This is a genomic window from Exiguobacterium abrahamii (assembly GCF_015645365.1).
Taxonomy (GTDB): Bacteria; Bacillota; Bacilli; order Exiguobacteriales; family Exiguobacteriaceae; genus Exiguobacterium_A; species Exiguobacterium_A abrahamii.
Genome location: NZ_JADOYC010000001.1, coordinates 748,742 through 775,275, shown reverse-complemented (window position 1 = coordinate 775,275; position 26,534 = coordinate 748,742). Strand labels below are relative to the sequence as shown.

Annotated in this window: 29 protein-coding genes; 10 read left to right on the top strand and 19 right to left on the bottom strand. The window is 43.8% G+C overall.

Features of this window, described 5'->3' with window-relative positions:
* Positions 1-13 precede the first annotated feature (13 nt).
* From ITJ88_RS03790 to ITJ88_RS03775, 4 genes are all read left to right on the top strand, one after another.
* Positions 14-766 (top strand): hypothetical protein, encoded by a 753-nt coding sequence (locus ITJ88_RS03790; protein WP_230088516.1) that lies wholly within the window; start codon positions 14-16, stop codon positions 764-766.
* A 247-nt stretch (positions 767-1,013) separates the two neighbouring features.
* Positions 1,014-1,307, top strand: coding sequence for a hypothetical protein (locus ITJ88_RS03785; RefSeq protein WP_050677561.1), 294 nt, complete (start codon positions 1,014-1,016; stop codon positions 1,305-1,307).
* Between the two features lie 346 nt (positions 1,308-1,653).
* Entirely contained in the window at positions 1,654-2,979 is a 1,326-nt protein-coding gene (gene brnQ / locus ITJ88_RS03780) for a branched-chain amino acid transport system II carrier protein (protein WP_195864702.1), read from the top strand.
* 65 nt (positions 2,980-3,044) lie between these two features.
* Positions 3,045-3,920: a DegV family protein gene (locus tag ITJ88_RS03775; RefSeq protein WP_195864701.1), complete on the top strand. Its 876-nt coding sequence runs from the start codon at positions 3,045-3,047 to the stop codon at positions 3,918-3,920.
* Between the two features lie 55 nt (positions 3,921-3,975).
* Here the strand turns inward: ITJ88_RS03775 and ITJ88_RS03770 are convergent, their stop codons facing one another.
* From ITJ88_RS03770 to ITJ88_RS03760, 3 genes are read right to left on the bottom strand one after another with little or no spacing between them, the layout of a single operon-like run.
* On the bottom strand, positions 3,976-4,473 hold the full coding sequence (locus ITJ88_RS03770) for a hypothetical protein (protein WP_055968682.1): 498 nt from the start codon (positions 4,471-4,473) through the stop codon (positions 3,976-3,978).
* Positions 4,473-5,093: a phosphatase PAP2 family protein gene (locus tag ITJ88_RS03765; protein ID WP_195864700.1), complete on the bottom strand. Its 621-nt coding sequence runs from the start codon at positions 5,091-5,093 to the stop codon at positions 4,473-4,475. Before ITJ88_RS03765 ends, ITJ88_RS03770 begins: the two co-directional genes overlap by 1 nt.
* Positions 5,093-5,635, bottom strand: coding sequence for a phosphatidylglycerophosphatase A family protein (locus tag ITJ88_RS03760; RefSeq protein WP_034786059.1), 543 nt, complete (start codon positions 5,633-5,635; stop codon positions 5,093-5,095). The genes ITJ88_RS03765 and ITJ88_RS03760 overlap by 1 nt, the downstream gene beginning before the upstream one ends.
* 145 nt (positions 5,636-5,780) lie before the next feature.
* On the opposite strand from ITJ88_RS03760, the gene ITJ88_RS03755 reads away from it, so the two are divergent.
* The gene (locus tag ITJ88_RS03755; protein ID WP_023468877.1) at positions 5,781-6,293 is read left to right on the top strand and encodes a YjcG family protein; all 513 of its coding nucleotides are present in this window, start codon (positions 5,781-5,783) and stop codon (positions 6,291-6,293) included.
* A 4-nt stretch (positions 6,294-6,297) separates the two neighbouring features.
* Here the strand turns inward: ITJ88_RS03755 and ITJ88_RS03750 are convergent, their stop codons facing one another.
* Positions 6,298-6,516 carry a hypothetical protein gene (locus ITJ88_RS03750; RefSeq protein WP_195864699.1) on the bottom strand — a complete coding sequence of 73 codons (219 nt, stop codon included), beginning with the start codon at positions 6,514-6,516 and terminating at the stop codon, positions 6,298-6,300.
* 110 nt (positions 6,517-6,626) lie between these two features.
* The gene (gene fabI / locus ITJ88_RS03745) at positions 6,627-7,400 is read right to left on the bottom strand and encodes an enoyl-ACP reductase FabI (RefSeq protein ID WP_029342212.1); all 774 of its coding nucleotides are present in this window, start codon (positions 7,398-7,400) and stop codon (positions 6,627-6,629) included.
* A 144-nt stretch (positions 7,401-7,544) separates the two neighbouring features.
* On the opposite strand from fabI, the gene ITJ88_RS03740 reads away from it, so the two are divergent.
* Positions 7,545-8,714 carry an FtsW/RodA/SpoVE family cell cycle protein gene (locus ITJ88_RS03740; protein ID WP_029342211.1) on the top strand — a complete coding sequence of 390 codons (1,170 nt, stop codon included), beginning with the start codon at positions 7,545-7,547 and terminating at the stop codon, positions 8,712-8,714.
* 50 nt (positions 8,715-8,764) lie between these two features.
* Here the strand turns inward: ITJ88_RS03740 and ITJ88_RS03735 are convergent, their stop codons facing one another.
* The 3 genes from ITJ88_RS03735 to yjbM are packed head-to-tail and all read right to left on the bottom strand — an operon-like array spanning position 8,765 to position 11,129.
* A complete protein-coding gene (locus ITJ88_RS03735; protein ID WP_195864698.1) occupies positions 8,765-9,652 on the bottom strand; it encodes an RluA family pseudouridine synthase in 888 nt (295 codons plus the stop codon).
* Positions 9,653-9,670: 18 nt separating this feature from the next.
* Positions 9,671-10,474, bottom strand: coding sequence for an NAD kinase (locus tag ITJ88_RS03730; RefSeq protein WP_023468882.1), 804 nt, complete (start codon positions 10,472-10,474; stop codon positions 9,671-9,673).
* A 10-nt stretch (positions 10,475-10,484) separates the two neighbouring features.
* Complete coding sequence (gene yjbM / locus ITJ88_RS03725; protein WP_195864697.1) at positions 10,485-11,129, bottom strand: GTP diphosphokinase; 645 nt, start codon at positions 11,127-11,129, stop codon at positions 10,485-10,487.
* A 117-nt stretch (positions 11,130-11,246) separates the two neighbouring features.
* Between yjbM and ITJ88_RS03720 the strand changes: the two genes are divergently transcribed.
* Together ITJ88_RS03720 and ITJ88_RS03715 are read left to right on the top strand one after the other, a co-directional pair.
* Entirely contained in the window at positions 11,247-11,807 is a 561-nt protein-coding gene (locus tag ITJ88_RS03720; RefSeq protein ID WP_230088515.1) for a CYTH domain-containing protein, read from the top strand.
* A gap of 94 nt (positions 11,808-11,901) precedes the next feature.
* Positions 11,902-12,693, top strand: a complete 792-nt coding sequence (locus tag ITJ88_RS03715; RefSeq protein WP_029342209.1) for a DsbA family protein — start codon at positions 11,902-11,904, stop codon at positions 12,691-12,693.
* A gap of 218 nt (positions 12,694-12,911) precedes the next feature.
* Here the strand turns inward: ITJ88_RS03715 and pepF are convergent, their stop codons facing one another.
* From pepF to cls, 3 genes are all read right to left on the bottom strand, one after another.
* The gene (gene pepF / locus ITJ88_RS03710; protein ID WP_195864696.1) at positions 12,912-14,714 is read right to left on the bottom strand and encodes an oligoendopeptidase F; all 1,803 of its coding nucleotides are present in this window, start codon (positions 14,712-14,714) and stop codon (positions 12,912-12,914) included.
* 64 nt (positions 14,715-14,778) lie between these two features.
* Positions 14,779-15,729: a competence protein CoiA family protein gene (locus ITJ88_RS03705; protein WP_195864695.1), complete on the bottom strand. Its 951-nt coding sequence runs from the start codon at positions 15,727-15,729 to the stop codon at positions 14,779-14,781.
* Between the two features lie 18 nt (positions 15,730-15,747).
* A complete protein-coding gene (cls, locus tag ITJ88_RS03700) occupies positions 15,748-17,259 on the bottom strand; it encodes a cardiolipin synthase (protein ID WP_195864694.1) in 1,512 nt (503 codons plus the stop codon).
* A 68-nt stretch (positions 17,260-17,327) separates the two neighbouring features.
* Here cls and ITJ88_RS03695 point away from each other — a divergent pair, with 68 nt between their 5' ends.
* Positions 17,328-18,050, top strand: coding sequence for an SDR family NAD(P)-dependent oxidoreductase (locus ITJ88_RS03695; RefSeq protein ID WP_064299581.1), 723 nt, complete (start codon positions 17,328-17,330; stop codon positions 18,048-18,050).
* 62 nt (positions 18,051-18,112) lie between these two features.
* Here ITJ88_RS03695 and mecA read toward each other — a convergent pair whose 3' ends face one another.
* The 3 genes from mecA to ITJ88_RS03680 form a co-directional block, all read right to left on the bottom strand.
* On the bottom strand, positions 18,113-18,748 hold the full coding sequence (mecA, locus tag ITJ88_RS03690) for an adaptor protein MecA (protein WP_369815310.1): 636 nt from the start codon (positions 18,746-18,748) through the stop codon (positions 18,113-18,115).
* Between the two features lie 162 nt (positions 18,749-18,910).
* A complete protein-coding gene (gene spxA, locus ITJ88_RS03685; protein ID WP_012370920.1) occupies positions 18,911-19,309 on the bottom strand; it encodes a transcriptional regulator SpxA in 399 nt (132 codons plus the stop codon).
* Positions 19,310-19,481: 172 nt separating this feature from the next.
* A complete protein-coding gene (locus ITJ88_RS03680) occupies positions 19,482-19,619 on the bottom strand; it encodes a hypothetical protein (RefSeq protein ID WP_023468890.1) in 138 nt (45 codons plus the stop codon).
* Positions 19,620-19,843: 224 nt separating this feature from the next.
* Between ITJ88_RS03680 and ITJ88_RS03675 the strand changes: the two genes are divergently transcribed.
* Positions 19,844-20,377 carry an HD domain-containing protein gene (locus ITJ88_RS03675; RefSeq protein ID WP_029342203.1) on the top strand — a complete coding sequence of 178 codons (534 nt, stop codon included), beginning with the start codon at positions 19,844-19,846 and terminating at the stop codon, positions 20,375-20,377.
* 46 nt (positions 20,378-20,423) lie between these two features.
* Here ITJ88_RS03675 and ITJ88_RS03670 read toward each other — a convergent pair whose 3' ends face one another.
* The 5 genes from ITJ88_RS03670 to ITJ88_RS03650 form a co-directional block, all read right to left on the bottom strand.
* Positions 20,424-21,377, bottom strand: coding sequence for an ABC transporter ATP-binding protein (locus tag ITJ88_RS03670; protein WP_195864693.1), 954 nt, complete (start codon positions 21,375-21,377; stop codon positions 20,424-20,426).
* Positions 21,377-22,450, bottom strand: a complete 1,074-nt coding sequence (locus tag ITJ88_RS03665) for an ABC transporter ATP-binding protein (RefSeq protein ID WP_029342201.1) — start codon at positions 22,448-22,450, stop codon at positions 21,377-21,379. The genes ITJ88_RS03670 and ITJ88_RS03665 overlap by 1 nt, the downstream gene beginning before the upstream one ends.
* Before the next feature lie 27 nt (positions 22,451-22,477).
* Complete coding sequence (opp3C, locus tag ITJ88_RS03660) at positions 22,478-23,509, bottom strand: oligopeptide ABC transporter permease (protein WP_195864692.1); 1,032 nt, start codon at positions 23,507-23,509, stop codon at positions 22,478-22,480.
* Complete coding sequence (gene opp3b / locus ITJ88_RS03655; protein ID WP_029342199.1) at positions 23,509-24,435, bottom strand: oligopeptide ABC transporter permease; 927 nt, start codon at positions 24,433-24,435, stop codon at positions 23,509-23,511. The genes opp3C and opp3b overlap by 1 nt, the downstream gene beginning before the upstream one ends.
* A 334-nt stretch (positions 24,436-24,769) precedes the next feature.
* Entirely contained in the window at positions 24,770-26,383 is a 1,614-nt protein-coding gene (locus tag ITJ88_RS03650; RefSeq protein ID WP_195864691.1) for a peptide ABC transporter substrate-binding protein, read from the bottom strand.
* Between the last annotated feature and the right edge of the window lie 151 nt (positions 26,384-26,534).

Here is a 26,534-nt window from a genome sequence, read left to right as displayed (position 1 = left end):
GAAGTAGTTAGTCATGGAAAGGAAGCGAAGTGGTATGTCGAGTGCGTTACTTTACTTATATGAGGACGAGGACAATCAACGACTAACGATGTCAGGAGTACATTTCTCTGATTTCGCTGCAGCCGTGGATTTGAAACGTCCTTTACTCATTTCAGGAAGTGATTTCAAACAGACGAAACAATCGTTTCGAACGATGCTTCATTACATCGAATCGCATGAGATCGAACAGTTTTCACAATCAACGGATGTCCAGCGTCATCCTTTGACTGCTATTGATATTCGCTCTTCTCATTCGCTCGATGTATTGACGGATGTCGAAATCGCGGAATTATTATTTTTAATGCATATGAAACGAGGAACACCGCTTCCTTTCCTTGACTCGATCGAGAATGAACTGGTCTATTTTAGCGAACACGACGGGCTTCATGCTTCTGTTTACTTGAAGGATTGGTCACGAGTAGAACAACTTATCTCCGATCTCGTACAACGGAAATTTCGTCAGCACGCACGATCCGTTGCTTCGATCGCCTTAACGGCTGAAATCATGATTCATATCCGTCACCTCCTCAAAGAAGGCGTATTGATTGATTTTGAGAGTGCAAAACGGTCTGTTTTCTCAAGAAATATCACGATTCCCGTCTATGTAGCAGGACGATATGAAGATATGAGCGTACTACATGAAGATTTTGAAGCGGAGAAAGAATCAATCCTCCGACGAGGAACGCTTGTTTGTCGCAAAAAGAAATGGAGTTTTGAGTTAGATTGACCTTTAGCATCTTTTTCTTTTTGAAAAGGATGCTTTTGTTCTATTTGAATTTCACATGATGATTCCCTCTTAACAAGTATTCCTATGCATATGACAATATTGTTAAAAAATTTTTCGAATTTTCACACAAAATAAGACTAGCATCTTGTGAAGACTTCGCTATAATGAGGATAACCTTTTCAAGATAGAAGTTAGACCCGGTTTTTTATAGGGATAGTACCGGAATCAACAGAAGGAGGAATTCAATATGGATCAGTTAAAAGTGAACGGAATTGGCTCATTCACGAAATTTGCGACAAATGGAAACATCCTGAAATTAAAGGATGCGACACTCGGTGAAGTAAAATTGTCGCTGAATGAAGCGAGTTCAATGACCATCGCCCCTGTCGATGAAGAAAATGGACTTTTCATCATTAAAGGGCAACAGCAGGAATCGCTTGTTGAACTGACGTTACCACGTCAATCCTGTGAGGTCGTTCACGCTTGGCTCCTCCATAAATTGAAACGCCACAAAAAAACGCGCTCGATTGCAACGAGCTGATGTGTAACGTAAAACGTCTTGAGTAGAGACCCTCATCTCTCCTCAAGACGTTATTTATTTTCAAAAAATCGGTGGTGAATTTTCAGAAAATATTGTTTTATTAAATTCTTCATGTTATTCTTAGAAAAATTCAAACAGGAGGTTTTAAACATGACACACGCAACGCTCATCCAAGCACGACTGATTGTGATTAAGAGTAGGGACTGAAGATTCATTTCTCGTTTGAGAAAATGAAGATCCAGGCCCTTTTCGTCATTTCGACAAGGCGTCTGAGCAAACGACGCCTATCCACAAACTGAGTGGATAAGGCTTTTTTTATGAAATTAGGATGAATGGAGGACAACACATGTTTAAGACAAAAGATACATTTGCTTTAGGATTTATGATTTTTGCTTTATTTTTCGGTGCGGGTAACCTGATCTTCCCACCGGAACTCGGTGCGCTTGCAGGTTCACAGTTCCTTCCTGCCATCCTTGGTTTTATCGTAACGGGTGTCGGTCTTCCTTTGCTCGGCTTACTTGCAGTGGCCTCTATCGGAGGTGGCATCAAAACACTTGCTGCACCACTCCCACGTTTTGTAGGTGCTGCCTTGACGTTCGCACTCTATGTTGCGATCGGTCCCTTCTTCGGGATTCCGCGAACATCGGTTGTCACGTATGAGCTCGGAGTCGTTCCGTTTCTCGGTGCACCTTCACAAATGACGTTGATCATCTCATCGAGTCTCTTTTTTCTTGCTACACTCTATCTTGTACTACGACCAGGAAAATTACTTGAGATCATCGGGCGTTTCATCACACCATTATTACTGATTGCTCTTGCAGCATTAAGCATCAGTAGCATCATTTCGCCACTTTCGAGTGTCGCTTCACCGAACGAGGCGTATGAGACGACTGGACAGGCATTCATTCAAGGTTTCCTTCAAGGATACTTAACGCTTGATGCACTCGGTGCCTTGGTATTTGGTGTCGTCGTACTGCATACATTGAAAAGCCGAGGCGTTCATGAACGAAAAGCACAATTTAAAGTCGTCACTCGTGCCGGAATCATCGCTGCCGCTGCTTTGACTCTCGTCTATGTCGGACTTGGAATGATCGGACGTAACACATTTGCCGCCATCGGAAAAGTCGATGGTCCAACACTTCTTCAGCATTATGCAAATACTGCCTTCGGCTCAATCGGTTTAGCTGTACTTGGTCTTGCGATCTTGCTTGCATGTTTGACGACATCAGTTGGTCTCGTCACCGCATTTGCAGAATATATGATGACGATTTCCAACCGTGTATCTTTAAAAGCGGCAAGTATCTTCACGACTGCTCTTGGTCTTACGGTATCCATCGTCGGATTGCAGACATTGCTATCCATCGCTGTTCCGGTATTGATGTTCCTTTATCCAATCGTCATCGTCTTGATCGCATTGACATTCATGCGTCATCTGTTCCGTCGTAAGTCGGTCGTTTATCAATCAACTCTTGGAGTAACGATTTTCTTCTCATTCTGTAGTGCGTTGAATCAACTTTCGCTTTTCCCGGGAAATCTTAAAACGTTCTATCAATCCTTACCTTTAGTGGATCAAAGTTTAGAATGGTTATTCCCAGCACTCATCGCCTTCGGTGTCAGTTCATGGTTTGGACACGTTTCCAGTGCTTCTATCACACAAAAACGCGCTAGCTAGTGATTCCGCTTTCATCGCTATGGTATGATGAACAAAATGGTTCTATTAATGGAGGCGTCATATACATGGATAAGATTGCTTGGATTACCGACAGCATGGCTTTTTTCGAGCCAGGAGAGGCTGAAAAAATCGGAGTCCATGTGATACCGACTTTACTCATCTTAAACGGAGAGTCTTACCGGGAGTATGTCGATATCTCGATTGAACAGCTTGATCAAAAAATGCGAGAAGATGCCCACGCTTCACCGACGACTTCTCAACCATCATTCGGTGATTTCGTAACCTTGTATGAACAATTGCTTGAAGATGGTTATGATTATGGGTATGCGATTCATATCACGAGTGGACTGAGCGGCACATATTCGAGTTCCGTCGCTGCAGCTGAAGCCGTCGGTTTCCCCTTATACGCGATTGATTCGTATACAGGTGCTACGAATCAGCAAGAACTTGTCCGAATCGCACAACGACTCGTTGCTGCTGGTAAAGGTCCCGATGAAGTCATGTCTACGCTTGAGACATTCAAGCACAAATCGCATTTTTATCTGATTATCGGAAATATGGAGACGATGCGACGGAGCGGACGTGTCTCTGGGAGTCAATTTTTATTAGCAAACATGCTCAATATTAAACCAATCGCTCAATTTAATGAGGAAGGACGGCTTGTCCCATTTAAAAAGGTCCGTTCCATCAAAAAAGCTTTTAAAGAAATGGTCAGTGAAATTTCATCAAAAGTCAGTGCTCATGGTGTATATGATCGGACGCTTTATGTCAGTCACACGCTCGCTCATGCCGCTGCTGAAGAATTACGGCGCTTGATTTCTACAGAACATCCGGAGCTTCAAGTACGCATTACCCAATTTGGTCCTTCCATCTTGGCACATGCTGGCGCTGAGACGGTCGGTGTGTACTGGTTCGATGAGATTCCTTTGCCAATAACTTGATATCTTGCACGAAACGATGAAAACAGGACGATCTGCTTGAGACCGTCCTGTTTTTTCATGTCGTTTCATACTTACGAAATAGTTCTTCTAATAATACGGCTTCGTCCGTCGTCCGTTGAATCGGCTCATGCGGAAGCGTGATTACACTGGATAACGTCTCAGAAGGATATACATCAATCGAAACTTGTTCCATTTCGATGAGATACTCAAGGATGGAATCAAGTGATGTCTCCTTATTGAATTGACGAAGCCAATTTTCATATCGACGATCCACTTTTCCTTCTTTAAGCAAAATCTTTCCACCGTCAATGATCGCCCACTTCGGTGGCGCATCGATTTGAAAGAGTTCCAACTGCTGGTACTCTTCCATCGTTCGTTTCGTCACCGGAACAACACCGTTAATTGACACTAACCGTTTTAATCTAAGATGCGCTCGCATCGTCATGAAACGAGGTCGCCCAGCGACTCGCTCGACAAGCAACGTTGGCTTGTCGATGGAGCGCATCGTCTCTTCATCAAATAATAAACTATGATCAACATCTAACAGTAACATCAAGCCACTCCTTTTTTTCTACGGGAGACGATGAATGCATAGGAGCTACATAAAAGAATCGCGGCAAAACAATATCCACCGATGACATCTGAGAAATAGTGAACGTTTAAAATGATTCGAGAAGCTCCCATGGCGAGGAATAATCCAATCGTCACGATCGATACAAGTACCTTCCCACCTGTTTTCAAATGACGAAACGCAACGACGAGAAATCCGGCATAGACGGCAAAAGCCATCGCTGAGTGACCACTCGGAAAACTGTATCCTACACCACCAACCAGTTCATTTAATGAGGGGCGCTCTCGGACAAAGGCGAATTTAACGACTTGATTCAATACACCTACTGATACTGCCATGATCACGTACCAGATGCTTGCAATGCGATCTCGCCACAAAACATAACTCAGTATTCCAAGTAAGACCGTCATCGTCATCGCTCCTGGACCTGATCCGAGTTGAGTGAACCAAGAAACGTAATTCCCTGGGACGTGTTGCGACATATATGACGATAATTGAGCATCAAATAAAAAATAGCCTGTTGTCCGAATGGAGACAGCAATGATCACAAATAAGACGACAGCAATGGATGCACCAATCCACGCCGCTCTTGCACCACGCATCAGTATGTTCCCTTACGTTCTTCTAATTCTTCTGCTGAATAGTCTTCCTTATCTCGCAAACGATGCGCTAGTCGTCCAGATGCATTTGCTGCAATGGCCGCGACGATATCATCCATGAACGTATTGACTTTTCCGTCTCCAAGTTTCGTATCAAGCTCTTTGATGATACCGACCTTTGCTTTATCCAAATAGCCGAACGTCGTAACCGCAATCGAACCATATGTGTTGACGGCACCAATCGCAATCGTCTCATCTACGCCAAATAGCCCTTCATCGCTTTGGATGATGGACAGCAGAGGTTCTGATAATAACCCTTTTTCCGCCAAGATATCTAGTTCTGCTCCGACGAGAATCGCATGTTGTAATTCACGTTTTTCAAGAACACGTTCTACTGAACTGACACATGTTTCAATTGTCAGATCCACTGTGTATGGGGCCTGCATTTGGTACACGATCTCAGCGATTGCATGAATCGTCACCCCACGTTCGTGTAACTTATCGATAGCTGCCTGTTTGACCTCTTTTGAATGTGTTTTCTTCATGACTATATCCACCTCTCCAACAAAGTACTTCATTAGTATACACGGATTCTGAAGCTCCTCTCAAACTTCTTTGACATCGACGCCAGAATCCGTCATGATTATTTTGTAAAGCGTTATCATTTCAGGGGAAAGTAGGGGATTTTCGATGAACATCGGGGTTGTATTGTTTCCATCGAAACGCGTTCAAGATTTTGCCAATTCATACCGAAAGAGATATGACTCGAAGTATGCACTGATCACACCTCATATCACGCTACGGGAGCGGATGGAAGTCGATGAGACAGAATTAGACCACATCGTAACGGAGTTGAATCGAATCGCGTCCGAAACGAAGCCTGTCAATTTGCACATCCAAGGAGCTCGTTCGTTCCATCCGACGAACAATGTCTTGTTCCTTAAAGTAATGCCGACGGATGAGTTAGAACAATTACATCGCGCTTTGCATACTGGTCCGCTCGAACATAAGCCGAAATACGATTTCTTGCCACATATCACGATTGGTCAAGAACTGTCGGATGTCGAACTGTTCGACGTGTTAGAACGTCTCAAGATGGAAGATATTCGTTTCCAAGAGGACGTCACGAAAATGGCTTTATTGTATGAACTGGAGAACGGTGCTTGGAGTGTCTATGAGACATTCCGCTTCACAGGTCAATGAATGATTAAACTTCCCGGTCGAAGCTTCGACCGGGAAGTTTTAGTTCTGGTAATACACCGTATGCATTTGCCTGTTCTTCTAAAAAGTCGTCCGCTTCATGTTCACGATAAGCATCGATTGGGCGAATTGGTTGAACCCGAGCGACTGGCTCAGTCTTTAGTTGTGGATCGACACGAACTTGACGGTTCACATATTGCACGACTGTAAAATCGATTGCATTCATCCATTACACTTCCTCTCTCCTTCAACATGTTCCTATTTGACACTTCCCCGATCCAGCACAAAAAAAACCAAGCCCCCTTCTCAGGAAAGCTTGGTTCAATCTGTTATCTATTAAAGAATGTGGAATCCACTATCGACGTGAAGGATTTCTCCTGTCACCCCACTCGACATTTGTGAAAGCAAGAACAGTCCACTTTGACCAATTTGTTCCGTCGTCACGTTACGATGAAGTGGCGCACGTTCTTCGATGCTATCAAGAATCGAATTGAAGTCGCCGACACCTTTTGCGGATACTGTCCGAATTGGACCAGCTGAGATCGCATTGACACGAACACCTTGCTGACCATATTCAGCAGCAAGATAACGAACGCTTGCATCTAATGCGGCTTTCGCAACACCCATGACGTTGTAGTTCGGAACCATCTTCTCACCACCGAGGTATGTCAACGTGATGACGGATGCATCTTCCGTAAAGAAATCTTTCGCCGCCTTGACGACTGCTGTTAAGCTGTAGGCTGAGATATCAAGTGCTTGCGCGAACTGTTCACGCGTTACACCAGAGAATTCACCACGAAGCGCTTCTTTATCCGCGAATGCGATCGAGTGAGCAATCCCTGAAATCTTACCGTGGTCCGCATGAATCGTTTGGAAGACCTGTTCGATTTCTTCATCACTCGTAACATCACACGTATAATAAGAAGCCGGACGTGATAATTCTTGTCCTAATTTTTCAAGTGGTGCCTTAAAACGCTCCCCGACATATGTAAATGCCAGGCTTGCTCCAGCAGCGTCGAGCGCACGTGCGATGCCCCATGCAATCGAACGTTGGTTAATGACGCCCATGACGACGTACGTCTTGCCTTCGAGTGAAGGATAAATATTCATGATAAAGTCCCCCTTGAATTAGTACCTGGTAATAAAACCTATCTTCAGGTTACAAAAACGTAACGCTTCTGTCAACCATCGCTCTTGATATTGCGGATTTGATAAATTACGGTAATATAGAAAGTGATAGAAAGTAGGGATGAAATGAATCGATTCAAATCATTTACACAACGTTATGATCATACGTTGCTTTTTTTACTCGCCTGTCTGATGGTCATCAGTATCATCGCCATCTATACAGCACAACCTTCGCTTAAAGGTGCAATCAGTGCCATCAACTTCTCTGCCAAACAAATTCAATGGTATGTCATCGGCTTTATGGCGTTATCGGTCGTCATTTTCATCGATTATGAACAGTTGAAGCGATTCCACTGGTTTTTATATGGAGCAGGTATCGTATCGTTGATCGGTCTTGTCATTTTCCGTGGTACACCAATCGTCACTGAAATTAAAGGGGCATACGGTTGGTATCAATTCCCGGTTATCGGTACCGTTCAACCGGCTGAGTTCATGAAATTCTTTTTGATCGTGACGCTCGCTGCCGTCATTACCGAGCACAATGCGCGTTATGTTCAACATGAAAGAGATCTCTTGTTACTTATCAAGTTGGTCGCAGTTACAGCCTTGCCGCTCGGTCTTATCATTATTCAGCCCGATTTAGGGATCGGTTTGATTTTATGCGTCATCCTCGCATGTGCGATGTTGTTATCAGGACTAAACTGGAAATGGCTTTTGACGATGTTCGGTCTGTTCGCAGGAGCTGTTATCATCTTCTTTTACCTGTTCTTTTTCCAAAACGATTTGCTCGCAACCTTTTTCCCAGGTCACGCGATGAACCGGATCATGGCTTGGTTGCAACCGTTCGAATATGCGGATGATCTGTCGTACCAGCTCGTCCAAGCAATCAACGCTACAGGTTCAGGGCAAATGTTCGGCGTTGGGTACGGGAAACTACAAGTGTTCGTTCCAGAATTGCATACAGACTTCATCTTTACGACGATTGCCTCACACTACGGTTTCATCGGGGCTGCCATCGTCTTGATCGTCTTGTTCCTGTTCGTCTATCGCTTGATTCAGATTGCTCTCGAGACAGCTGATCCATTTGGTACCTATATCGTGACAGGATACGTCGCGATGTTTACGTTCCAAATTTTCCAAAACATCGGGATGACGATTGGTGTCTTACCGATCACAGGTCTTCCCCTACCGTTCATCAGTTATGGGGGATCAACGATGATCGTAAACCTCGTCGGTCTAGGATTGATCATGGCGATCGCCTCTCAATCTCGGATTTCCATGTTTGATGAAGACTAAACACAAATAAAAGGCAGTGGACCAAGTCCATTGCCTTTTATTTGTGCACTTTATCCTTCCAGTCGGAGATCCTCAGGAAGTGGTGCTTCAAAACGAACCTGTTCTCCCGTCGCAGGATGAAGGAACGTTGCTGACGCACTATGGAGCGCCTGACGCGGAAGTAACGGGTTCCCTTGATACATCGTATCGCCAATCAAGGGATGCCCAAGAAAAGCAAGATGGACACGAATTTGGTGTGTCCGACCTGTCTCTAGTCGGATATCGAGTAATGAGATTTCTTGGTCAAAGGCTCGAACTAGACGGCTATTTAAGATATGCGTGATGGCTCGTTGACCATCTGGTCGTACCATCCGTTCCATAAAGGAATGATCGGTTTGACCAATCGGTTGATCAATCGTTTGTACCGGTACGTTTCCGGGTGCATACGCTAAATAATGTCGTTCTAATTCATTGGATCGTTGCATGAGACTCATCCGGTGATGGGCAAGCCCGTGTTTCGCGAACAAGACAAGACCACTCGTATCACGATCGAGCCGATTAACGATATGGATTGCATACGGAATTCCTTGTTTTCGGTAATAACCAAGGACATAGTTCGATAATGAGTGTTCCGGATGCAGTCGTGACGGAATCGATGCCATGCCTGGTGGTTTATTGACGACGAGCAACCAATCATCTTCAAACAAAATATCAAGTTCCCCTTCTGTCGCCACCATATCCGGTGCTGGTGTCTCTTCCGGGAAGAAGACATGGACACGATCACCCGCGTGTAAGACGTCGTGGACGTTAACATGCTGACCATTACGCGTGATATCCCCATGATTTTTAATCGATACTAACATTTTTCGCGAAATCCCTAAGCGGGTCGTACAAAAATGACTGACACGCCAGCCATCCTCGATGTCAGTCACCATCTGTTGTAGCTGAAATCCATTCATGTTTCCATTTCCTTTACTTTAACGTCTTTCGTCTGCCAGGAAAGATTCCCGCACCCGTTGCCAGAACGGGAAAGAACGAAAACGAGCAAATTTCACTTTTTTATCAGAGACCCGGCATCGAATCGATGTCACGTTTTGATGAATGATCGAAGCATAGTGGTCATAGGTCATCTGAAAATCAATCGGATTGACGGGACGAATTTCGACATCATGATGTTTCGGTAACAACATCGGTGAGCCGATCGTCCGGTAGACACGATTGTTGATGGAAGCCATCTCTGTAATTTGAATTGCTTCGAGCGCCGGATGAACAATCGCTCCGCCGAGTGCCTTATTGTACGCTGTCGAACCAGACGGTGTTGATACACACAACCCGTCCCCTCGGAATGTCTCGAAGTAGTCGCCTCGAATCGATAAATCGCAAACGAGCGTCTGATTAAAACTTTTAATCGTACATTCATTCAAGGCAAGCAGTTGATTGTGTGAACCGTCCGCATAATCAATCGAGAGTTCGAGCAACGGGTATTGAACCGTCGCTAAATCCTGCTTCGCGATATGGTCAATCAATTCATCCATTTCTTCAGGGCGCCAATCCGCATAAAAACCAAGATGGCCCGTATGAATCCCAACAAGCGTGATCGTCTCCACTTGATCGAGATACGAATGAAACGCCTGTAACATCGTTCCGTCTCCACCGATCGAGACGACGATTTCCGGCTGACTGACATCAAGAATACATCCCCGATCCGTCAATGCCTGCTCGAGTTGCTGTTTCAGCGCATGAGATCGCTCATCATCACGAGCCGTGATTGCAAAACGCATGGTCATCCCCCTACTCTTTTAATCGTTCAGACGCCTTAGCGTCGCGTTGAAAGACGAGTTGTGCGTCTTGGATTTCTACTTTCAGCTGGCTCATCTCCGCATCAAGCAAAAATGCTGCCTCTGCTGCACGACGCAGACGCTCACGCGTCTCTTCCGGAATATTTCCTTGGTACTTATAATTCAACGAATGTTCAATTGTTGCCCAGAAATTCATCGCAAGCGTTCGAATTTGGATCTCGACTAACGTCGGAACTTCACCTTCGATCGTCTGTACCGGATAGGCAATGATGACGTGATACGATCGATAGCCACTATCCTTTTTTTGCGTAATGTAGTTTCGTTCTTCGACGATTTTAAAATCTCCGCGCGAGCGCAACAGCTCAAGGACATGAATGATATCATCGACGAATTGACACATGATACGTAATCCGGCGATATCCTGCATGTCTTGTTCTAATGACTCATGCGCAATTGATTTTCGTTCCGCTTTTTGAAGAATGCTCTTTACAGGTTTGACCCGTCCTGTGACAAATTCAATCGGTGAATGTTCTCCCCGTTGCTGAAATTGTTTACGAATCGCTTTTAGCTTAACTTTCAACTCATCGACCGCGATTTGATACGGTGCAAGAAATAAATCCCAATTTTCTTTTGTCATCTGATTTGTCACCACTTTTAATCGAATAGTATTGGTTCACTGCCTGTTCCTACCTCATTCATGTTATCATATTTTCAGACATTCAACTAGAAAGGCGTGATTCCGATTAGACAAGAATTGGAAATCGAATTTAAGAACTTATTGTCTGAACAAGAATATCTATCGTTATTTACCCATTATGCGTCAGCTAAACAACCTATTTGGCAAGCCAATGATTATTTTGATACGCCTGATTTTGAACTTCGAAAAAAAGGTGCCGCCTTACGGATTCGTGAAAAAAAACAAGGACTCGTCCTTACTTTAAAACAACCTCATGAAAATGGATTGCTTGAAACACATGTCACGCTATCTGCAAGTGAAGCGGAAGATCTATTCAAATATGGTCTGATTCACTCCGAAGAGATGAATCAACAGTTGTCATCTTTTGACTTGCAAGGTTCGTTGGAACATTTAGGTCGTTTGGAAACCGAACGAATCGAGACGGTGCTTCCTGAAGGCTTACTCGTTCTTGATAAAAGTCGCTATCTCGGACATACCGATTATGAGTTAGAGTTTGAGGTCAGCAACTTCGAACAAGGGCAAAAGGATTTCGAGCGACTTCTTTCAGAACACGATATTCCCCAGCGCAAAACAAAAAATAAAATCGTCCGCTTCATGGAACGTAAAGCGCTTTCTTGATTTTTCGTGTAAGAATGAACAAGCAAAACCTTTGCTCTTTCTTTTTTTTCGTTGCTAAAATAGGGTAACGATAACAACAGGAAGGGGTGAACGGATGGAACACGCACAATGTAACGGATCTTATTGTTCATTGGACGAACCATCGATTCAACAACCGACGAAACCTCTGGAAATCTATCATTTTCTAGATGTGACACAAACGGATGGTTTACGGTTGATACCCGTCCTCAAGAAGCTAGAGCTAGAATATGGTCATCTGTTCCGTCTTCGGACGATTGCAACGATTCCATGTGCTCCATCACGATCTGCATGTGATATGTCACCACTTGTCATTCTAAAAGCAATTGAGCTTCAAGGAAAGACGTTTGGTATGCGATTCATGCGACGCCTTCGAATGCTTCATAACGTCGAAGGAGAGAGTGCTTATAGTCGCCCATCATTGATGCGGCTAGCAGAAGCATTAACGGAGTATGGTTTGGATTTAGAGGAGTTCCATCGTGATGTCTCGTCGGATACGATTCAGCAAATGCTCGAGAAAGAAACCGAACTAGTCACCGAGTGGGATGTTCGGATTCTTCCGACACTTGCTTTCGTCGGAGACGAAGAAGCGATTAAAGCAGAAGGACCTTATGAGTATTTGGTGTATGTCTCGATCTTAAGTGAATTGCTAGATCATACGATCGAAAAACAACCGAAGCCACCACTCGAACAATTCTTGAGACGGTATGAAACAGCAACAACGGCTGAAATCGCCTTTATTTATGACGCTCCTGAATCCCAGATTGAACACGAATTAAAAAAACTGGTCTTGCAACAAAAATGTGCTTCTCTATCGTACTGTGATGGAAAAGTATGGCGTCATTTAAAAGATTCGGCACACGCATGATAAAAACCATAAAAAGGACAGTTCAGCACGCTGAACTGTCCTTTTTATGTTCAATCATAGACAAAAGAAAAAGTCCCTCCTGACGAGAAGGACTTTTTCTTTTGACCACTGGATGGGGGAAAAAGAGAATCTACTGGGGAATGTGACCCTCTTCACAATATAAGTATATCGTGGACTTCGTCTCTTTTCCACTCTTTGTTCACTTTGTCACAAAGATGTCACTCTGCTAACAAAGCTTCAAATTCATCTAGGACACGTTCAAATTGACGCAATGCTGCTTCAACTGGTGCTTTTGTTGTCATATCGACACCCGCAGCTTTTAATACTTCGATTGGATAATCACTTGATCCCGCTTTTAAGAAATTGTTAATATATCGCTCTACAGCAGGTTGTCCTTCTTCTAGAATCTGATCTGTCAAAGCAGCGGCAGCAGAAATGCCCGTTGCATACTGATAGACATAATAATTGTAATAGAAGTGTGGAATCCGAGCCCATTCTAGACCGATTTCTTCATCTAATACAATTTCGTCTCCGAAGTATTTTTGATTCAACGCATAATACGTTGACGTTAGGAATTCCGGTGTCAGCGATTGTCCAAGACGAGCCGCATCATGAATTGCATGTTCGAACTCGGCGAACATCGTTTGTCGGAACAATGTTCCGCGGAATGTTTCGAGTTGATTGTTTAATAGATAGAGTTTTTCTTTACGATCCGTCACTTTCTTCAATAGATAGTCGTTCAACAATGCTTCATTCGTCGTTGAGGCGACTTCTGCGACGAAGATTGAATAATCACCATATGGATACGGTTGAGATTTCCGCGTGTAATAACTATGGACGGAATGTCCGAATTCATGTGCGAGTGTAAAGAGGTTGTTGATGTTGTCTTGCCAGTTCATCAAAATGAACGGCTGTGTATCATAAGCACCAGAAGAGTAGGCTCCGCTCCGTTTACCACGCGTCTCCCGGACATCAACCCAACGTTCAGACAATCCTTCTTCGAGAATGTGCTTGTACTCTGCTCCGAGCGGTGCAAGTCCTTCCACCATCAATTCTTTCGCTTCCTCGTAAGAGACTTTCATCTCCACCTCAGAAACGAGCGGTGTGTACATATCATACACGTGTAGTTCATCGAGTCCGAGCACTCGCTTACGTAGGGCAACGTAACGATGAAGCAATGGTAAGTGCTCATGTACCGCTTCAACTAATCCGTCATAGACGGACTCAGGAATCGCATTACCATGTAAAGCTGCTGCACGTGCCGATGGGAACTTCCGGACATCCGCATAGAAGTTGTCTTTCTTAACTGACCCAGCAAGTGTCGAAGCGAGCGTATTCGTGTATTTTGCATATGTTCCATACATCGCTTTAAATGCGGCTTCACGGACCGAACGATCAGATGATTCCAGGAATGTGATGAAGCGACCATGTGTCAACTCTGTCTCTTCTCCGTCTTCCCCTTTAATTTTCGGGAATGTCAGATCTGCATTGTTCAACATACCGAACGTCGTACCGGATTGACCGAGTACTTCTCCTGCCTTTGCAAGAATCGCTTCTTCCGCTTCCGTCAGGACGTGTTCACGTTCTTGATTCAATTCATCAAATGCATGACGATACATTGCAAGATCTGGATTCTCATTAAGATACGTCTCAATCGTTGACTCAGGTACAGCTAACAATTCTGGTGTCATGAAAGCAAGCGTTGCTCCGATTTGCGACGCGAGCGTTCGAGCACGGTCGTTCATGGCTTGGTAGAAGCTGTCTGCTGTATTTTCGTCATAACGCATGTGCGCGTATGTATAAAGCTTATAAAGGCGTCTTGAGACTTCGTCGCGTAACTGTAACCCTTCATAGAGCGTTTCTGCACTCTGTCCAAGACGACCCTTATACTCGACGAGTAGTGGAAGCATCGCTTTCACCGATTCGAATTCTTCTTCCCACGCTTCGTTCGTTGCGTAAATCGACTCTAGATTCCATGTTTCTGTAACGTCAACATCTTGACGTGTTAATACTTCTGCCATTTCCCTCACTCCTTTAATTCAGTTATACCTGTTTTCTTTTCGACAAACAATCGAAGTGCTCCTGCTAAAACAGCTTATTCGCCTCCTCGATTCGTTCCATCCATTCTCTGACGAGAGCATCAATCAAATCTCTTTCGATCGATAGATTCAATTGGTGAAGCAGTTGATTGATGGCATGTTCTAGACCGATTGAAGTATATCTCCCTTTTAGCTTTAAAAAGACTGCGATTTGAAATTCAAAGGGATGGACGGGTAGAAATAATAGACGCGTTATCGGAAGAAAGACAGAAGAGGGAAGATTTTGCAGATGGAAACCTGCTTGATACAGTGGGGTCTTGAGAATGCGTGGAGGTAATGAAGGATAAAAAGGGCGTCGCCGGTAGCGATGAACGATTCCTTGCCATCGAGCGATTGAAAATTTCCGAGGAAATGATGCAGGCTCTGTCGAGAGAAAATCAGATAACGAGAGCGATTGAACCGTGCAATAGACATGGTGTTTTGCAAAAGGAACTGGATGTCGAAATCTCCGGATCTGATTCTCGACGATTAGATCCAAATAATCATTTTGTAAAAATGCTTGTCGCATCCACCCCTGCAAGCGCAACGTGACACCATGTGAAGGATGAAATCCGATCCACCGAACTGTTTGTTCTTGTTTTGCATCAAGTAAGGCTCGTCTAATCCATTCCTCTGCCGACATCGGAGAACGTTGAATCTCAATTCCAAGTTTCTGTTCTGGTATCCACAGGTCAAAACGTCTCTCTCCAGTCATCCATTCAAATTCGACTTGGATACCTGCGTTTATTAAAGAATCGGCAATGCGCTTTTTCCAGGACATATGCACACTACTTTCTCCTGAACAAGCTGAGATATGTGCAAAATGTGGTCGTCGCCCTTGCCTGACGCGCAATAGCTTCAGGCAATACGGACAACGTAAGGACATCGCTTTTAATTCATGGATGGGAAATCTGTGAATCATGATGCGTTTACCAGAAGCATCAATGGCTTCAAACATCTGAATCGTCCCCTTTTGCTAGAGTAAAGGTGAGAATAAACGTGAAATCGATTCAATCAATCGACGGCGTAATGGACGCCGATGGAATATATCAGCATCAACTTGTGTCGAATGGCTAAAATCTTCATAAAAATCACGTGTTAGTTCATGGACAGAGTTCGTTCCATATAAGAACGCATTCACTTCGAAATTCAAATGAAAACTACGTAAATCCATGTTCGCTGTTCCAATCGTTGCGATGGCGTCGTCCACGACGATGACTTTCGAGTGCATGAACCCTTTATTGTACTCGTAAATTTTCACACCAGCTCGTAGCAAGTCATCAAAATATGAACGGCTCGCATAAAATACGATTTTATGGTCTGGAAAGCTCGGTAGCAAAATACGGACATCAATCCCAGCCATAGCAGCTGTCTTCAGTGCTGTCATGAGGTCTTCGTCCGGTATCAAATACGGGGAAGCAATATAGACTGATTCACGCGCTTCCGTGATGAGCCCGAAGTAAAGTGATTTCATTGCCTCATGTGGCTCATCAGGACCGCTCGCAATGATTTGAACACCTCCTGTTGCTTCTTCAACGTACTCAAGCGGCTCCATGTAAAACGGTGTAAACAGCCGTTCTCCTGTCATGTAATACCAGTCTTGGAGAAAAATCAGTTGGAGTTCAGAGACAGCCTCTCCTCTTACGAGAAGATGCGTATCACGCCAAAAACCAAAATGTTGATCGCGACCGATATACTCGTCTCCAATGTTGATTCCGCCTGTAAAAGCAACTGTTCCATCGATGACGACGATTTTCCGATGATTTCGATAGTTCGATTTACTCGAAATAAACGGTAAGACGACGGGGAAAAACGCGCGAACCTCAACGCCAGCCGCCTGCATCTTCTTGAAATAATGTTTATCCGTCGAAAAACATCCAACGGCATCATAAAGAAAGCGGACCTCGATTCCTTGCTCAGCCTTTTCAATCAATGCTTCCTGTAACTGAAGCGCAAGTTGATCATCGCGTACGATATAGTACTCCAAATGAATATGATGCTGTGCTTGACGAATCTCTTCTAAAAGAATCGGAAATTTTTCCTGACCATTCGTCAAGATTCTTGTATGTGTATTATACGAAATCGGAAGACGACTGATTGAATCGATAAGTGTCACAACTTTTCCATAACGCCCTTCTTGGAACACTGATTGGTGTACCCCTGCCTTAAACTGGGTACGATACTTAATGTAAGACTCTTCATCAAGCATTGCCTTCAGTCGAAACATTCGTTTTCGGCGGTAGTTCTGACCAAATGTGAAATACACGAATACGCCAACGACAGGCAATGCCATCATGACAAGTGCCCAGACGAGCGTTCGTTCTGGGTTTCGATTTTCGAGTAGAATGATGACAAACACGCTCATGACGACCAAGATGATGACGATGGACAGCCAACCTACCATATAGACACTCCAATAGTAGGATAAAAAGGCAATCAAGCCGATGGTCAAGATGAGGGTCATGAGAAGTTGTACACGTCGTAGCATGAATCCCCCTCCTTTTATGTAAGTAGTACAAATCGTATTTAAACTGATGACAGAAAGGAAGCGTTTAAATGGGTACGTATATCATTACTGGTGCAACAAGTGGAATTGGTGAGGCAACTGCCCTTCAACTCATCCGGGAGGGACATACTGTCCTTGCGATTGGTCGTAATGAAGAAAAAGGATCCTCACTTGAAGCAAATGGAGAAGGACGTTTATATTTCTTCCCTGTCGACTTAACTGATTCCTCTGCAATCGATGCGTTCTTTGAAGAAACACAAGAAGATTTCCCAGAAATCGATGGTATTTTCAACAATGCAGGTACTTTCGGTAAACCCGTTGCACCTGAACGTGTCTCCGACCAACAAAAAGAAGTGTTCCAAGTGAACTATCACGCACCCGAACGAATCATCCAGCTTGCGACAAAACGCTTTTCAAAAGGCGCTTCCATCGTCAATAATAGCGCCATCGTAGGTCATGTTAAGTTTCCAGCAATGCTACTGCCTTATGCTTCATCTAAGAGTGCTCTACTGACGCTAACAAAGACATACGCTGCCCGCTTCCATGGTAAGTACCGATTTAATGCGATTTGCCCAGGACCAGTCGATACAGCGCTCAGTCATGCGTTATATGGCGGGAAAGATAAATTTGACCTCGCAATGAAACATCATCTTCGAGGTGAGCCTGCACAACCTTCTGAAATCGCTGAGGTCGTTTGTTTCTTACTATCAAACAAAGCAAGTTATATCAACGGTCAAGCGCTCATCGTAGATGGAGGCTATACCCTCACTTAATACCAGAACAAAAGGAGGTATCACGATATGTGATCCTCCTTTTCCTCGCACTTTTTCTGACCTTAGTTCGGAAAATGTTTCCGAATGAACGGAAAGACATCTGAAGCAATGATCTGTTTCCCGTATTCAGCTACAGGATGTATCGTTTGTTCGCTGAACTGGAGATACTCTGCGATTAAACTCATGACGTTTTCTTGCGCTTCTACGTTCACATCATCTTCGAAATGAACATGCAGTAAATAGAGTCCATCTTTTTGATAAAGCGCTGTTTCAAGTTCTGCGAATACAGGAGCATTCGCATATTGGCTGAGCGCGATGATATGTTCGAAATCGCGAGTTTCAAATAAAACATCTTGGCTTAACTCTGTATCTTTATCTTCTGTCTCAGACATCGCTGATCGTAAAAGTGAATCGAGTTCGTCTTCATCGACTTGCTCACCATCAACTGCATTTTTCGCGATCGTTACAGTGACTTCAAGACCTTTTTCAAATGCTTGCACTTGTATCCATAGTGGACCTTCGAAGGAGATGGACTCTTTTTCATTCGCTTCGTCCATCATCTGCCAGAATAACTGTTCTCCCCGTTCCCGGTTGTACCAAATCTCATCTCGGGCAAAACCACGGCGTTCGATGTCGGTGTACGTGATGAAGAACTTGACCGTATTGTCATTGACGCGTTCGATTTTCAAACTGTCCACTCCTTTCTTCTCGTTCCTTATCTAGAATACGAACGAGGACATAACTTGGATTCATAGTTTTGAATCCGAAGGATATATTTCTATTCCTTTGTTATCTTTATTTTAACCTTTTTTATCGGTAACAAAAAGCACACTGCTCAGGAAGCAGCGTGCTTTTTAAAATTACTCGTTGACAAGACGCTGCGCTTCCAAAAGTTGGAATGTACGCACCTTGCGCGGTAAGAATCGACGGATTTCATCCTCGTTGTATCCCACTTGAAGGCGTTTTTCATCAATCAAGATTGGGCGACGCAATAATCCCGGATATTCTTGAATCAAATCGTATAGATGCTGCAACGATAAGTTTTCAACGGAAACATCGAGTTTCGAGAAGACTTTTGAACGTGTTGAAATGATCTCGTCCGTTCCATCTTCCGTCATGCGAAGAATCTGTTTGATTTCATCGAGCGATAATGGTTCTGAAAAGATATTACGTTCAACGAACGGGATTTCATGTTCTTCAAGCCACGCGCGTGCTTTCCGACAAGAAGTACAACTTGGTGAAGTATAGAGTGTTACCATTGAAAAACATCCTCCCCCTGATTTAACATCATTCAATACCTATGTGAATAAGCAGATATTGATGATGGTTCTATTACTTGACAGTTTACATCTAATAAAGCAGAAAACCTAGCTTTTTTATAAAGATGAAAGAACTTTTCGTAAAAAAGCTTGTTAAAGCCACCACGTGGCTTTAACAAGCTGGCGTGTGATCAAATGGCTGAGAAATCGTCTCTTTTGCTTTAGGAAGTTTCATTTCTTTCAGTTTTTTCTCTAAAATATCCCGCAAAAGGCGCTTCTTCAGCTTTTTCTTCTTGTCACGTTCTTTCATATTCCGACACCCCAATCGGCCCGAAACAGAACTAACAACCATACGAAAGCAAAATAATCATCTTCTACATTAGTAAGTATACCACGTATCTCAAAAATCTATTCCTACTTTAAGCAATTAAATATGTGAGATTGTCGATTGAGGAATGAAAAACAGTTGCAATTTCTTTCAAATTTCTGTAGAGTGTATAGAAATATCAACGCTCAGAAAGGAGTTTTTCATTCATGGCATTAACACTTGTCACAATTCTTGATCATCCGATTGCTCAAAAATATTTATCTCGTTCTGGCTTGAATCATGCGATTTCAGTAGCGGAACGCGCACTGACGCTTGCTACGAAACGCGGCTTAGATGCAGACACTGCTACGAAGGCAGCACTATTACATGATATCGGTCATTACGAATGGTATACCGATGGCACTTGGAACTATGATTTATATCGTCAAAATGATATTCATGCCATTAAAGGAGCTGAACGTGCTCACAAACTATTGATTCGCCTTGGTGAAGAACCAGCACGTGCAAAAGAAATTGCTCTCGCTGTTCTTTTGCATACGGATTCTTATCTTCCACCAGGTGCGATCAATCGAACACCTCTTCAACAACTTGTTCATGATGCGGATACGCTGGAAGAACAGCCGGGCGGACTCCATCATTACGAAAAAATTGACTTTGAAGAAGCCATGCGTCGTCTTGATGCAATCGATGCAGTCGTCCATCGATTTGCTCATCTACCGCGTATCGCATCAGAAAATTAAAAGGCATTTCCACGATCAACGTGGAAATGCCTTTTTGCTTTAACGATTATACGAGTTGCGCTTGGTACGCTTCAAGTTCTGCATCCGTCATCGAAACGAAATGACCCGGCTCGATTTCACGAAGTGGCGGAATGCTCGAATCTTCATCCGATTTACCAACCGGTCCACTCGTCGGACGATCAAAGATGATCCGTTTACGTGTCCGCTCGTGCTCTGGATCCGGAAGCGGAATCGCAGATAAAAGTGACTTCGTATAAGCATGAACAGGATTCTCATACAGACGATCCGCATCACACAATTCAACGAGGTGACCCTGATACATAACACCAATCCGGTCTGAGATATACTTAACCATCGATAAATCGTGGGCGATGAACAAATATGTCAAGCTGCGATCACGTTGTAATTGTTTCATCAAGTTGACAACCTGTGCTTGGATCGATACGTCGAGTGCTGAAATCGGCTCATCGGCAATGATGAAGTCTGGCTCTACAGCGAGTGCACGTGCGATACCAATCCGCTGGCGCTGACCACCCGAGAACTCGTGCGGGTAACGACTCGCGTGTTCTTTCGTCAAACCAACAGTCTCAAGCAAATCATATACACGGTTATTGCGCTCTTCTTTTGAGTTTGCTAAACCATGAATATCGATTCCTTCAGCGATGATATCACCAACCGTCATCCGTGGATTTAACGATGCATACGGATCTTGGAAGATCATTTGCATTGCACGGTTGAATTTCAATTTGTCTTTACGTGACTTCTTACCATGAACGTTTTCACCTTTGAAGATGACTTCGCCGTCTGTCGCTTCGTATAAACCAATGATCGAGCGACCAGTCGTTGACTTACCACAGCCTGACTCTCCAACGAGACCAAGTACTTCGCCTTCGTAGATATCAAATGAAAGTCCATCAACCGCTTTGACGACGCGTCCACGTCCAATATTGAAATGTTGCTTCAAGTTTTTTACTTCAAGTAATTTATTACGATTTTCCATTATTTCAGACCGCCTTTCAGAAGCGATTTTGAGAACACGCTGTCCGGACGGTATTTTAACGCCAAGTCACGGATTGCAGCAGGTGGTTCGACGTATGGAGCTTGTGGATGTAGCAACCACGTCGCCGCTTCGTGTGTATCTGAGATTTTGAAGAAAGGTGGTTCTTTCTCGAAATCAATCTTCATCGCGTATTTGTTACGCGGTGCAAACGCATCACCGACTGGTGGATGCATCAAGTTCGGTGGAGTTCCTGGAATCGCAGGAAGATCTTGTGAACGGTCATCAGATGGACGTGGCATTGAACCTAGTAGTCCCCAAGTATATGGATGACGCGGCTCATAGAAGATCTCATCTACTGTACCTTTTTCAATCAATTTACCAGCATACATGACGGCTACACGGTCAGCCATGTTCGCTACGACACCTAAGTCGTGCGTAATGAAGATGATTGCTGTACCCGTTTTTTGCTGAATGTCTTTCAATAACTCAAGGATCTGAGCTTGAATCGTAACATCGAGTGCAGTCGTCGGCTCATCGGCAATCAACACTTTCGGATTACATGCAAGTGCGATTGCGATGACGATCCGTTGACGCATCCCGCCCGATAATTGGTGCGGATATTGTTTCAGACGCGCTTCTGGATTCGGAATTCCTACGAGTGTCAAAAGTTCGAGTGTACGCTTTTTCGCTGCGTCGCCTGTTAAGCCTTGGTGACGTTTTAATCCTTCAGCGATTTGTTTATAGATCGTCATCGTCGGGTTAAGTGATGTCATCGGATCTTGGAAGATCATTGCGATATCACGACCACGGACTTTTTGCATTTCTTTATCCGAAAGCTTAACAAGGTCACGACCTTCAAATAAGATTTCACCTTGTGTGATTTCACCTGGTGGGTTTGGAATCAAACGCATGATCGCTTTTGAAGTAACCGATTTACCAGAACCAGATTCACCAACGATTGCGAGTGTCTCGCCTTTTTTCAAATCAAACGATACACCGCGGACGGCTTGTACCGTCCCGGCATACGTATGGAAAGCGACATTCAAGTCGCGAACAGATAAAATAGTTTCCATTGTGAATGAGCTCCTCTCTAGTTTCCGTTAGCGTCGTAAACGTGGGTCGAACGCATCACGCAGTCCATCTGCCAACATATTGAAGCTGACCATGAGGAGTACGATGACCGTCGATGGGACAACGAGCAAGAATGGGAACGTTTTGAGTTCTTTGTACCCTTCGTTGATCAATGTACCGAGTGACGGTTGTGGTGGTGCAAGTCCTAAACCGATGAAGCTTAAGAACGCTTCGAAGAAGATCGCACTTGGAATCGTGAACATAAGTGAGATGATGATCGTTCCCAAGGTATTTGGAATCAAGTGTTTAAAGATCAATCGTGCGCTAGAAGCACCAAGTGTCCGTGCTGCAAGAACGAATTCTTGGTTCTTTAGTTTCAGGATTTGACCACGAACAAGTCGGCTCATCCCGATCCAGCCGGTAATCGTCATTGCAAGGATGATCGTCGTGATCCCTGGTTCAAGAATCAAGATGAACAAGATGATCAAGATTAAGTTTGGTACACCTGTTAAAATTTCAGCAATCCGTTGCATGATGTTATCGACACGCCCACCGTAATAAGCAGAAATTCCGCCGTATGTGACACCAACGAGAACGTCGATGAGTGCTGCCATCAAACCGATGAATAACGAAATCTTCGTTCCTTCCCAGACACGTGACCAAAGATCACGACCAAGATGGTCTGTTCCGAACCAGTAGTTCTCTGTCACCTGTTTTTGTTTATAAAAATCAATTGGTGTATCACCAAGTTTCGCCATACCGTCAAAACCAGCCCACTCTAAACCAGTAACTTTAGGTGGAAGTTTAGCTTTTGTGATTGTTTGGGTATAAGGGTCATTACCAGACAACGCAGGTCCAGCTAATGACATGATTGCGATGATGATGATGACAGCAAGTGAGAGAATTGCCGCTTTGTTCTTGCGTAGACGCATCCAAGCATCTTGCCAGAAGTTTAAGCTTTTACCAGCAAGGCGTTCCCCTGCTTGTTCATTGAACTCAACGTGTTGGAACAGTGATGAATCAAACTGTTCTGCTTTTGCATTTGAATTTTGTTCAGCCATTATTTGTTACCCCCCAAACGGATCCGTGGATCAACGACACCGTACAGCAAATCGACGATCAAAATCATGAGAATGAAGACTGCTGAGAAGAACAACGTCGTACCCATGATGACTGTGTAGTCATTTTGTGTGATGGATGATACGAAGAGTTCACCAAGACCAGGAACAGAGAAAATCCGCTCAATGACGAGTGTTCCTGTAATCAATGCAGCTGTCATTGGTCCAAGAATCGTGATCGCCGGAATCAAGGCGTTCCGAACCATGTGTTTCCAAGTAATCGACTGACCATCTAGGCCTTTTGCTTTAGCTAACGTGACATAATCCTGGTTCGTAACTTCTAGCATCTCTGTTCGGACGAATCGAGCAATTGAGGCTGTAACCCCAAGTGATAACGATATGGTCGGCAAGATGGTATGCGCCGGGCTTTCCCAGAACGCGACTGGCAAAACGCCCCATTTCACGCCAACATAGTATTGAAGGAGTGAGGCGAATACAAAGGACGGTACCGAGATTCCGATAACCGATACGAACATCGCACCGTAATCGATCACTGTGTTGTGACGAAGTGCCGCGACAACACCTAAGACGAGTCCTAACAGTACTCCAAGTACTAATGCTTGAACTCCTAATTGAGCCGATGGTCCAATTCGTTCAGAGATTAAATCCGTTACCGGACGGCTATCATATTTGAATGAAATACCGAGATCTCCTTGGAACAAGTTCACCATATACGCTGCATAGCGTTGTGGCAGTGGATCATTCAAGTTGTACTTATCCCGAAGGATGTTCAACTGTTCAGGAGAAAGTTTCTCCTGGTTTTGGAACGGTGAACCTGGTAGCAGATCCATCAGGAAGAAAGTGAACGAAGCGATGAGTAAAAACGTCAGTACGCCGTAAACCAGGCGTTGAGCTAAATAACGGCCCATAAGATGGCACCCCCTATAAAGATTTTCTGTTTTTTTCGAAACATCAATAAAATCAGTATGACCCACAATTGTCGGAACATTCAAGAATTTTGTCATAAAAATTTAAAAATTCTTTTTTTATTGTGCTTTGATTTGATGTTCGCTTGGATGTTTTTCTAATTTCATCCAATAGTCAGAATTTTTCGTTTGATTTCATTATACTTTGCTAACAAAGTAATTAGAACTACTTTTTTACGAAACTTTCACATTTTCGATAAAAATGAGTTTCCATTCATAAAAAGTAGTATAAAACAGGAGCGTACCCGAACTGATCAGGGGACGCTCCCATTCTCGATTACTTAATATCAACGTATTTGTATTGGAAATCTGCTCCGAACACTTGACGGTTGAAATCTTTGACCGTTGGACGGCTCAAGTATGCAGAACCTGCTTGATAGATTGGTGCGATGGCTTGATCTTTCTCAATCAATTGCGCTTCAGCTTGTTTGAAGAGATCAAGACGTTTGTTTAAGTCAGACTCTTCATTCGCTGCGTTTAACAATTTATCATAAGCTGCAGACTTGTACTTGACGTCGTTTTGGCTATTCGTTGATTCGAAGATAGAAAGGTTAGACATTGGATCCTGGTAATCCGGGCCCCAAAGTGAGTAAGAAACCTGGTAGTCTCCTTTTGTTTCAAGGTCGAGTTTGTTCTTGAACGGTTGTTGTTTGATTGAAACAGTGACGTTCGGAAGATTTTTCTCGATTTGACCTTTCATGTACTCACTGATCTTCTTCGCATCTTCATTGTCGAATGAAAGAAGTTCAATCGTGGTTTTCTTATCGCCGTTTGCTTTTTTCCAAAGATCAGCTGCTTCTTTTCCATCACGATCGAACCAGTTGATGTCGCTCGTGTAGTCTTTACCAGACGCATCTTTGATGAATTCTTTCGGAATGAAGCTTGTTGTTGGAATCGAACCGTTCGCAAGAAGCGTATCTGTGATTCCTTTTGGATCGATGGCACGAGCAATCGCTTTACGTGCATCAACATTTTTCATCGTTTCATCTTCGTTATTGAACTTCAGATAAGCAATTGAAGAACGAAGTGCTGTCTTGAATTCAGGCTTCGATTTGTAAGCTTCAACTTGCTCGGATGTCAGACCTGCATAGTCGATATCATTTGAATCATAGAGATTTGCTACTGTCGAAGAATCTTTGACGACACGGATCGTAACTTCGTCGAGTTTGACAGCATCTTTATCCCAGTAGTTATCGTTTTTCTTCAGGACACGTTTTGAATCCGTTTTCCAAGATTCCCAAACGAAAGGACCGTTATAAAGCAATTTATCTGGTTTAAGCGAGAAATCTTTTTCATTCTTTTTGTAGAAGTCTTCACTGATCGGTGAGTACGTACCAAACGATGTCAGTGAGAGGAAATACGGTGCTGGACGCTCGAGTTTGACTTCTAACGTTTTGTCGTCAAGTGCTTTAACACCGAGTTCGTCGACAGCTTTTTTACCTTGTGTAACATCAGCGCCGTTTTTTAACGTGTCAAAGATGTACGAGTAACTAGATGCTGTTTTCGGATCAGCAGCACGTTTCCAAGCAAACTCGAAATCTTGTGCTTTGACGGGTGAACCATCAGACCATTTTGAATCACGAAGTGTGAACGTATACGTCAAGTTATCGCTTGAGATATCTGTTTTTTCTGCAAGTGCTGGAATCGCTTTTCCGTCTTTATCGAGACGGTAAAGACCTTCCATCGTGTTCCCAATCATGTTGAAAGCGACAGAATCCGTAGCTTTCGCTGGATCGACTGTCGTAATGTCAGAAGTATCCGTTAAACGTAGATTTTTCTTTCCATCTGTTGAACCTGAATCACTGTCTCCGCCACCTGTCGAACATCCAGCAAGCACTGCGCTTCCTGCAAGCATGACCGATAATGCGAGACCGACTGTTTTTTTCTTCATCGGTAAGTCATCTCCTTTTCAATTTCCAAGTTGCCATAATGCCTATGACATCAATAACGTCCCGTCGAAACTGCAATGTATTCCCCAAAATGCATTGACCTAGTTTCAAAAACTTAAACGAAGTGATAAATTGATTTTATGTGAGAATAGC

Excerpts from the sequence above, each read along its gene's own strand:
- ITJ88_RS03790 (WP_230088516.1), top strand. The coding sequence starts at position 14 with ATGGAAAGGAAGCGAAGTGGTATGTCGAGTGCGTTACTTTACTTATAT.
- ITJ88_RS03785 (WP_050677561.1), top strand. The coding sequence starts at position 1,014 with ATGGATCAGTTAAAAGTGAACGGAATTGGCTCATTCACGAAATTTGCG.
- brnQ (WP_195864702.1), top strand. The coding sequence starts at position 1,654 with ATGTTTAAGACAAAAGATACATTTGCTTTAGGATTTATGATTTTTGCT.
- ITJ88_RS03775 (WP_195864701.1), top strand. The coding sequence starts at position 3,045 with ATGGATAAGATTGCTTGGATTACCGACAGCATGGCTTTTTTCGAGCCA.
- ITJ88_RS03770 (WP_055968682.1), bottom strand. The coding sequence starts at position 4,473 with ATGTTACTGTTAGATGTTGATCATAGTTTATTATTTGATGAAGAGACG.
- ITJ88_RS03765 (WP_195864700.1), bottom strand. The coding sequence starts at position 5,093 with ATGCGTGGTGCAAGAGCGGCGTGGATTGGTGCATCCATTGCTGTCGTC.
- ITJ88_RS03760 (WP_034786059.1), bottom strand. The coding sequence starts at position 5,635 with ATGAAGAAAACACATTCAAAAGAGGTCAAACAGGCAGCTATCGATAAG.
- ITJ88_RS03755 (WP_023468877.1), top strand. The coding sequence starts at position 5,781 with ATGAACATCGGGGTTGTATTGTTTCCATCGAAACGCGTTCAAGATTTT.
- ITJ88_RS03750 (WP_195864699.1), bottom strand. The coding sequence starts at position 6,516 with ATGAATGCAATCGATTTTACAGTCGTGCAATATGTGAACCGTCAAGTT.
- fabI (WP_029342212.1), bottom strand. The coding sequence starts at position 7,400 with ATGAATATTTATCCTTCACTCGAAGGCAAGACGTACGTCGTCATGGGC.
- ITJ88_RS03740 (WP_029342211.1), top strand. The coding sequence starts at position 7,545 with ATGAATCGATTCAAATCATTTACACAACGTTATGATCATACGTTGCTT.
- ITJ88_RS03735 (WP_195864698.1), bottom strand. The coding sequence starts at position 9,652 with ATGAATGGATTTCAGCTACAACAGATGGTGACTGACATCGAGGATGGC.
- ITJ88_RS03730 (WP_023468882.1), bottom strand. The coding sequence starts at position 10,474 with ATGCGTTTTGCAATCACGGCTCGTGATGATGAGCGATCTCATGCGCTG.
- yjbM (WP_195864697.1), bottom strand. The coding sequence starts at position 11,129 with ATGACAAAAGAAAATTGGGATTTATTTCTTGCACCGTATCAAATCGCG.
- ITJ88_RS03715 (WP_029342209.1), top strand. The coding sequence starts at position 11,902 with ATGGAACACGCACAATGTAACGGATCTTATTGTTCATTGGACGAACCA.
- pepF (WP_195864696.1), bottom strand. The coding sequence starts at position 14,714 with ATGGCAGAAGTATTAACACGTCAAGATGTTGACGTTACAGAAACATGG.
- ITJ88_RS03705 (WP_195864695.1), bottom strand. The coding sequence starts at position 15,729 with ATGTTTGAAGCCATTGATGCTTCTGGTAAACGCATCATGATTCACAGA.
- cls (WP_195864694.1), bottom strand. The coding sequence starts at position 17,259 with ATGCTACGACGTGTACAACTTCTCATGACCCTCATCTTGACCATCGGC.
- ITJ88_RS03695 (WP_064299581.1), top strand. The coding sequence starts at position 17,328 with ATGGGTACGTATATCATTACTGGTGCAACAAGTGGAATTGGTGAGGCA.
- spxA (WP_012370920.1), bottom strand. The coding sequence starts at position 19,309 with ATGGTAACACTCTATACTTCACCAAGTTGTACTTCTTGTCGGAAAGCA.
- ITJ88_RS03680 (WP_023468890.1), bottom strand. The coding sequence starts at position 19,619 with ATGAAAGAACGTGACAAGAAGAAAAAGCTGAAGAAGCGCCTTTTGCGG.
- ITJ88_RS03675 (WP_029342203.1), top strand. The coding sequence starts at position 19,844 with ATGGCATTAACACTTGTCACAATTCTTGATCATCCGATTGCTCAAAAA.
- ITJ88_RS03670 (WP_195864693.1), bottom strand. The coding sequence starts at position 21,377 with ATGGAAAATCGTAATAAATTACTTGAAGTAAAAAACTTGAAGCAACAT.
- ITJ88_RS03665 (WP_029342201.1), bottom strand. The coding sequence starts at position 22,450 with ATGGAAACTATTTTATCTGTTCGCGACTTGAATGTCGCTTTCCATACG.
- opp3C (WP_195864692.1), bottom strand. The coding sequence starts at position 23,509 with ATGGCTGAACAAAATTCAAATGCAAAAGCAGAACAGTTTGATTCATCA.
- opp3b (WP_029342199.1), bottom strand. The coding sequence starts at position 24,435 with ATGGGCCGTTATTTAGCTCAACGCCTGGTTTACGGCGTACTGACGTTT.
- ITJ88_RS03650 (WP_195864691.1), bottom strand. The coding sequence starts at position 26,383 with ATGAAGAAAAAAACAGTCGGTCTCGCATTATCGGTCATGCTTGCAGGA.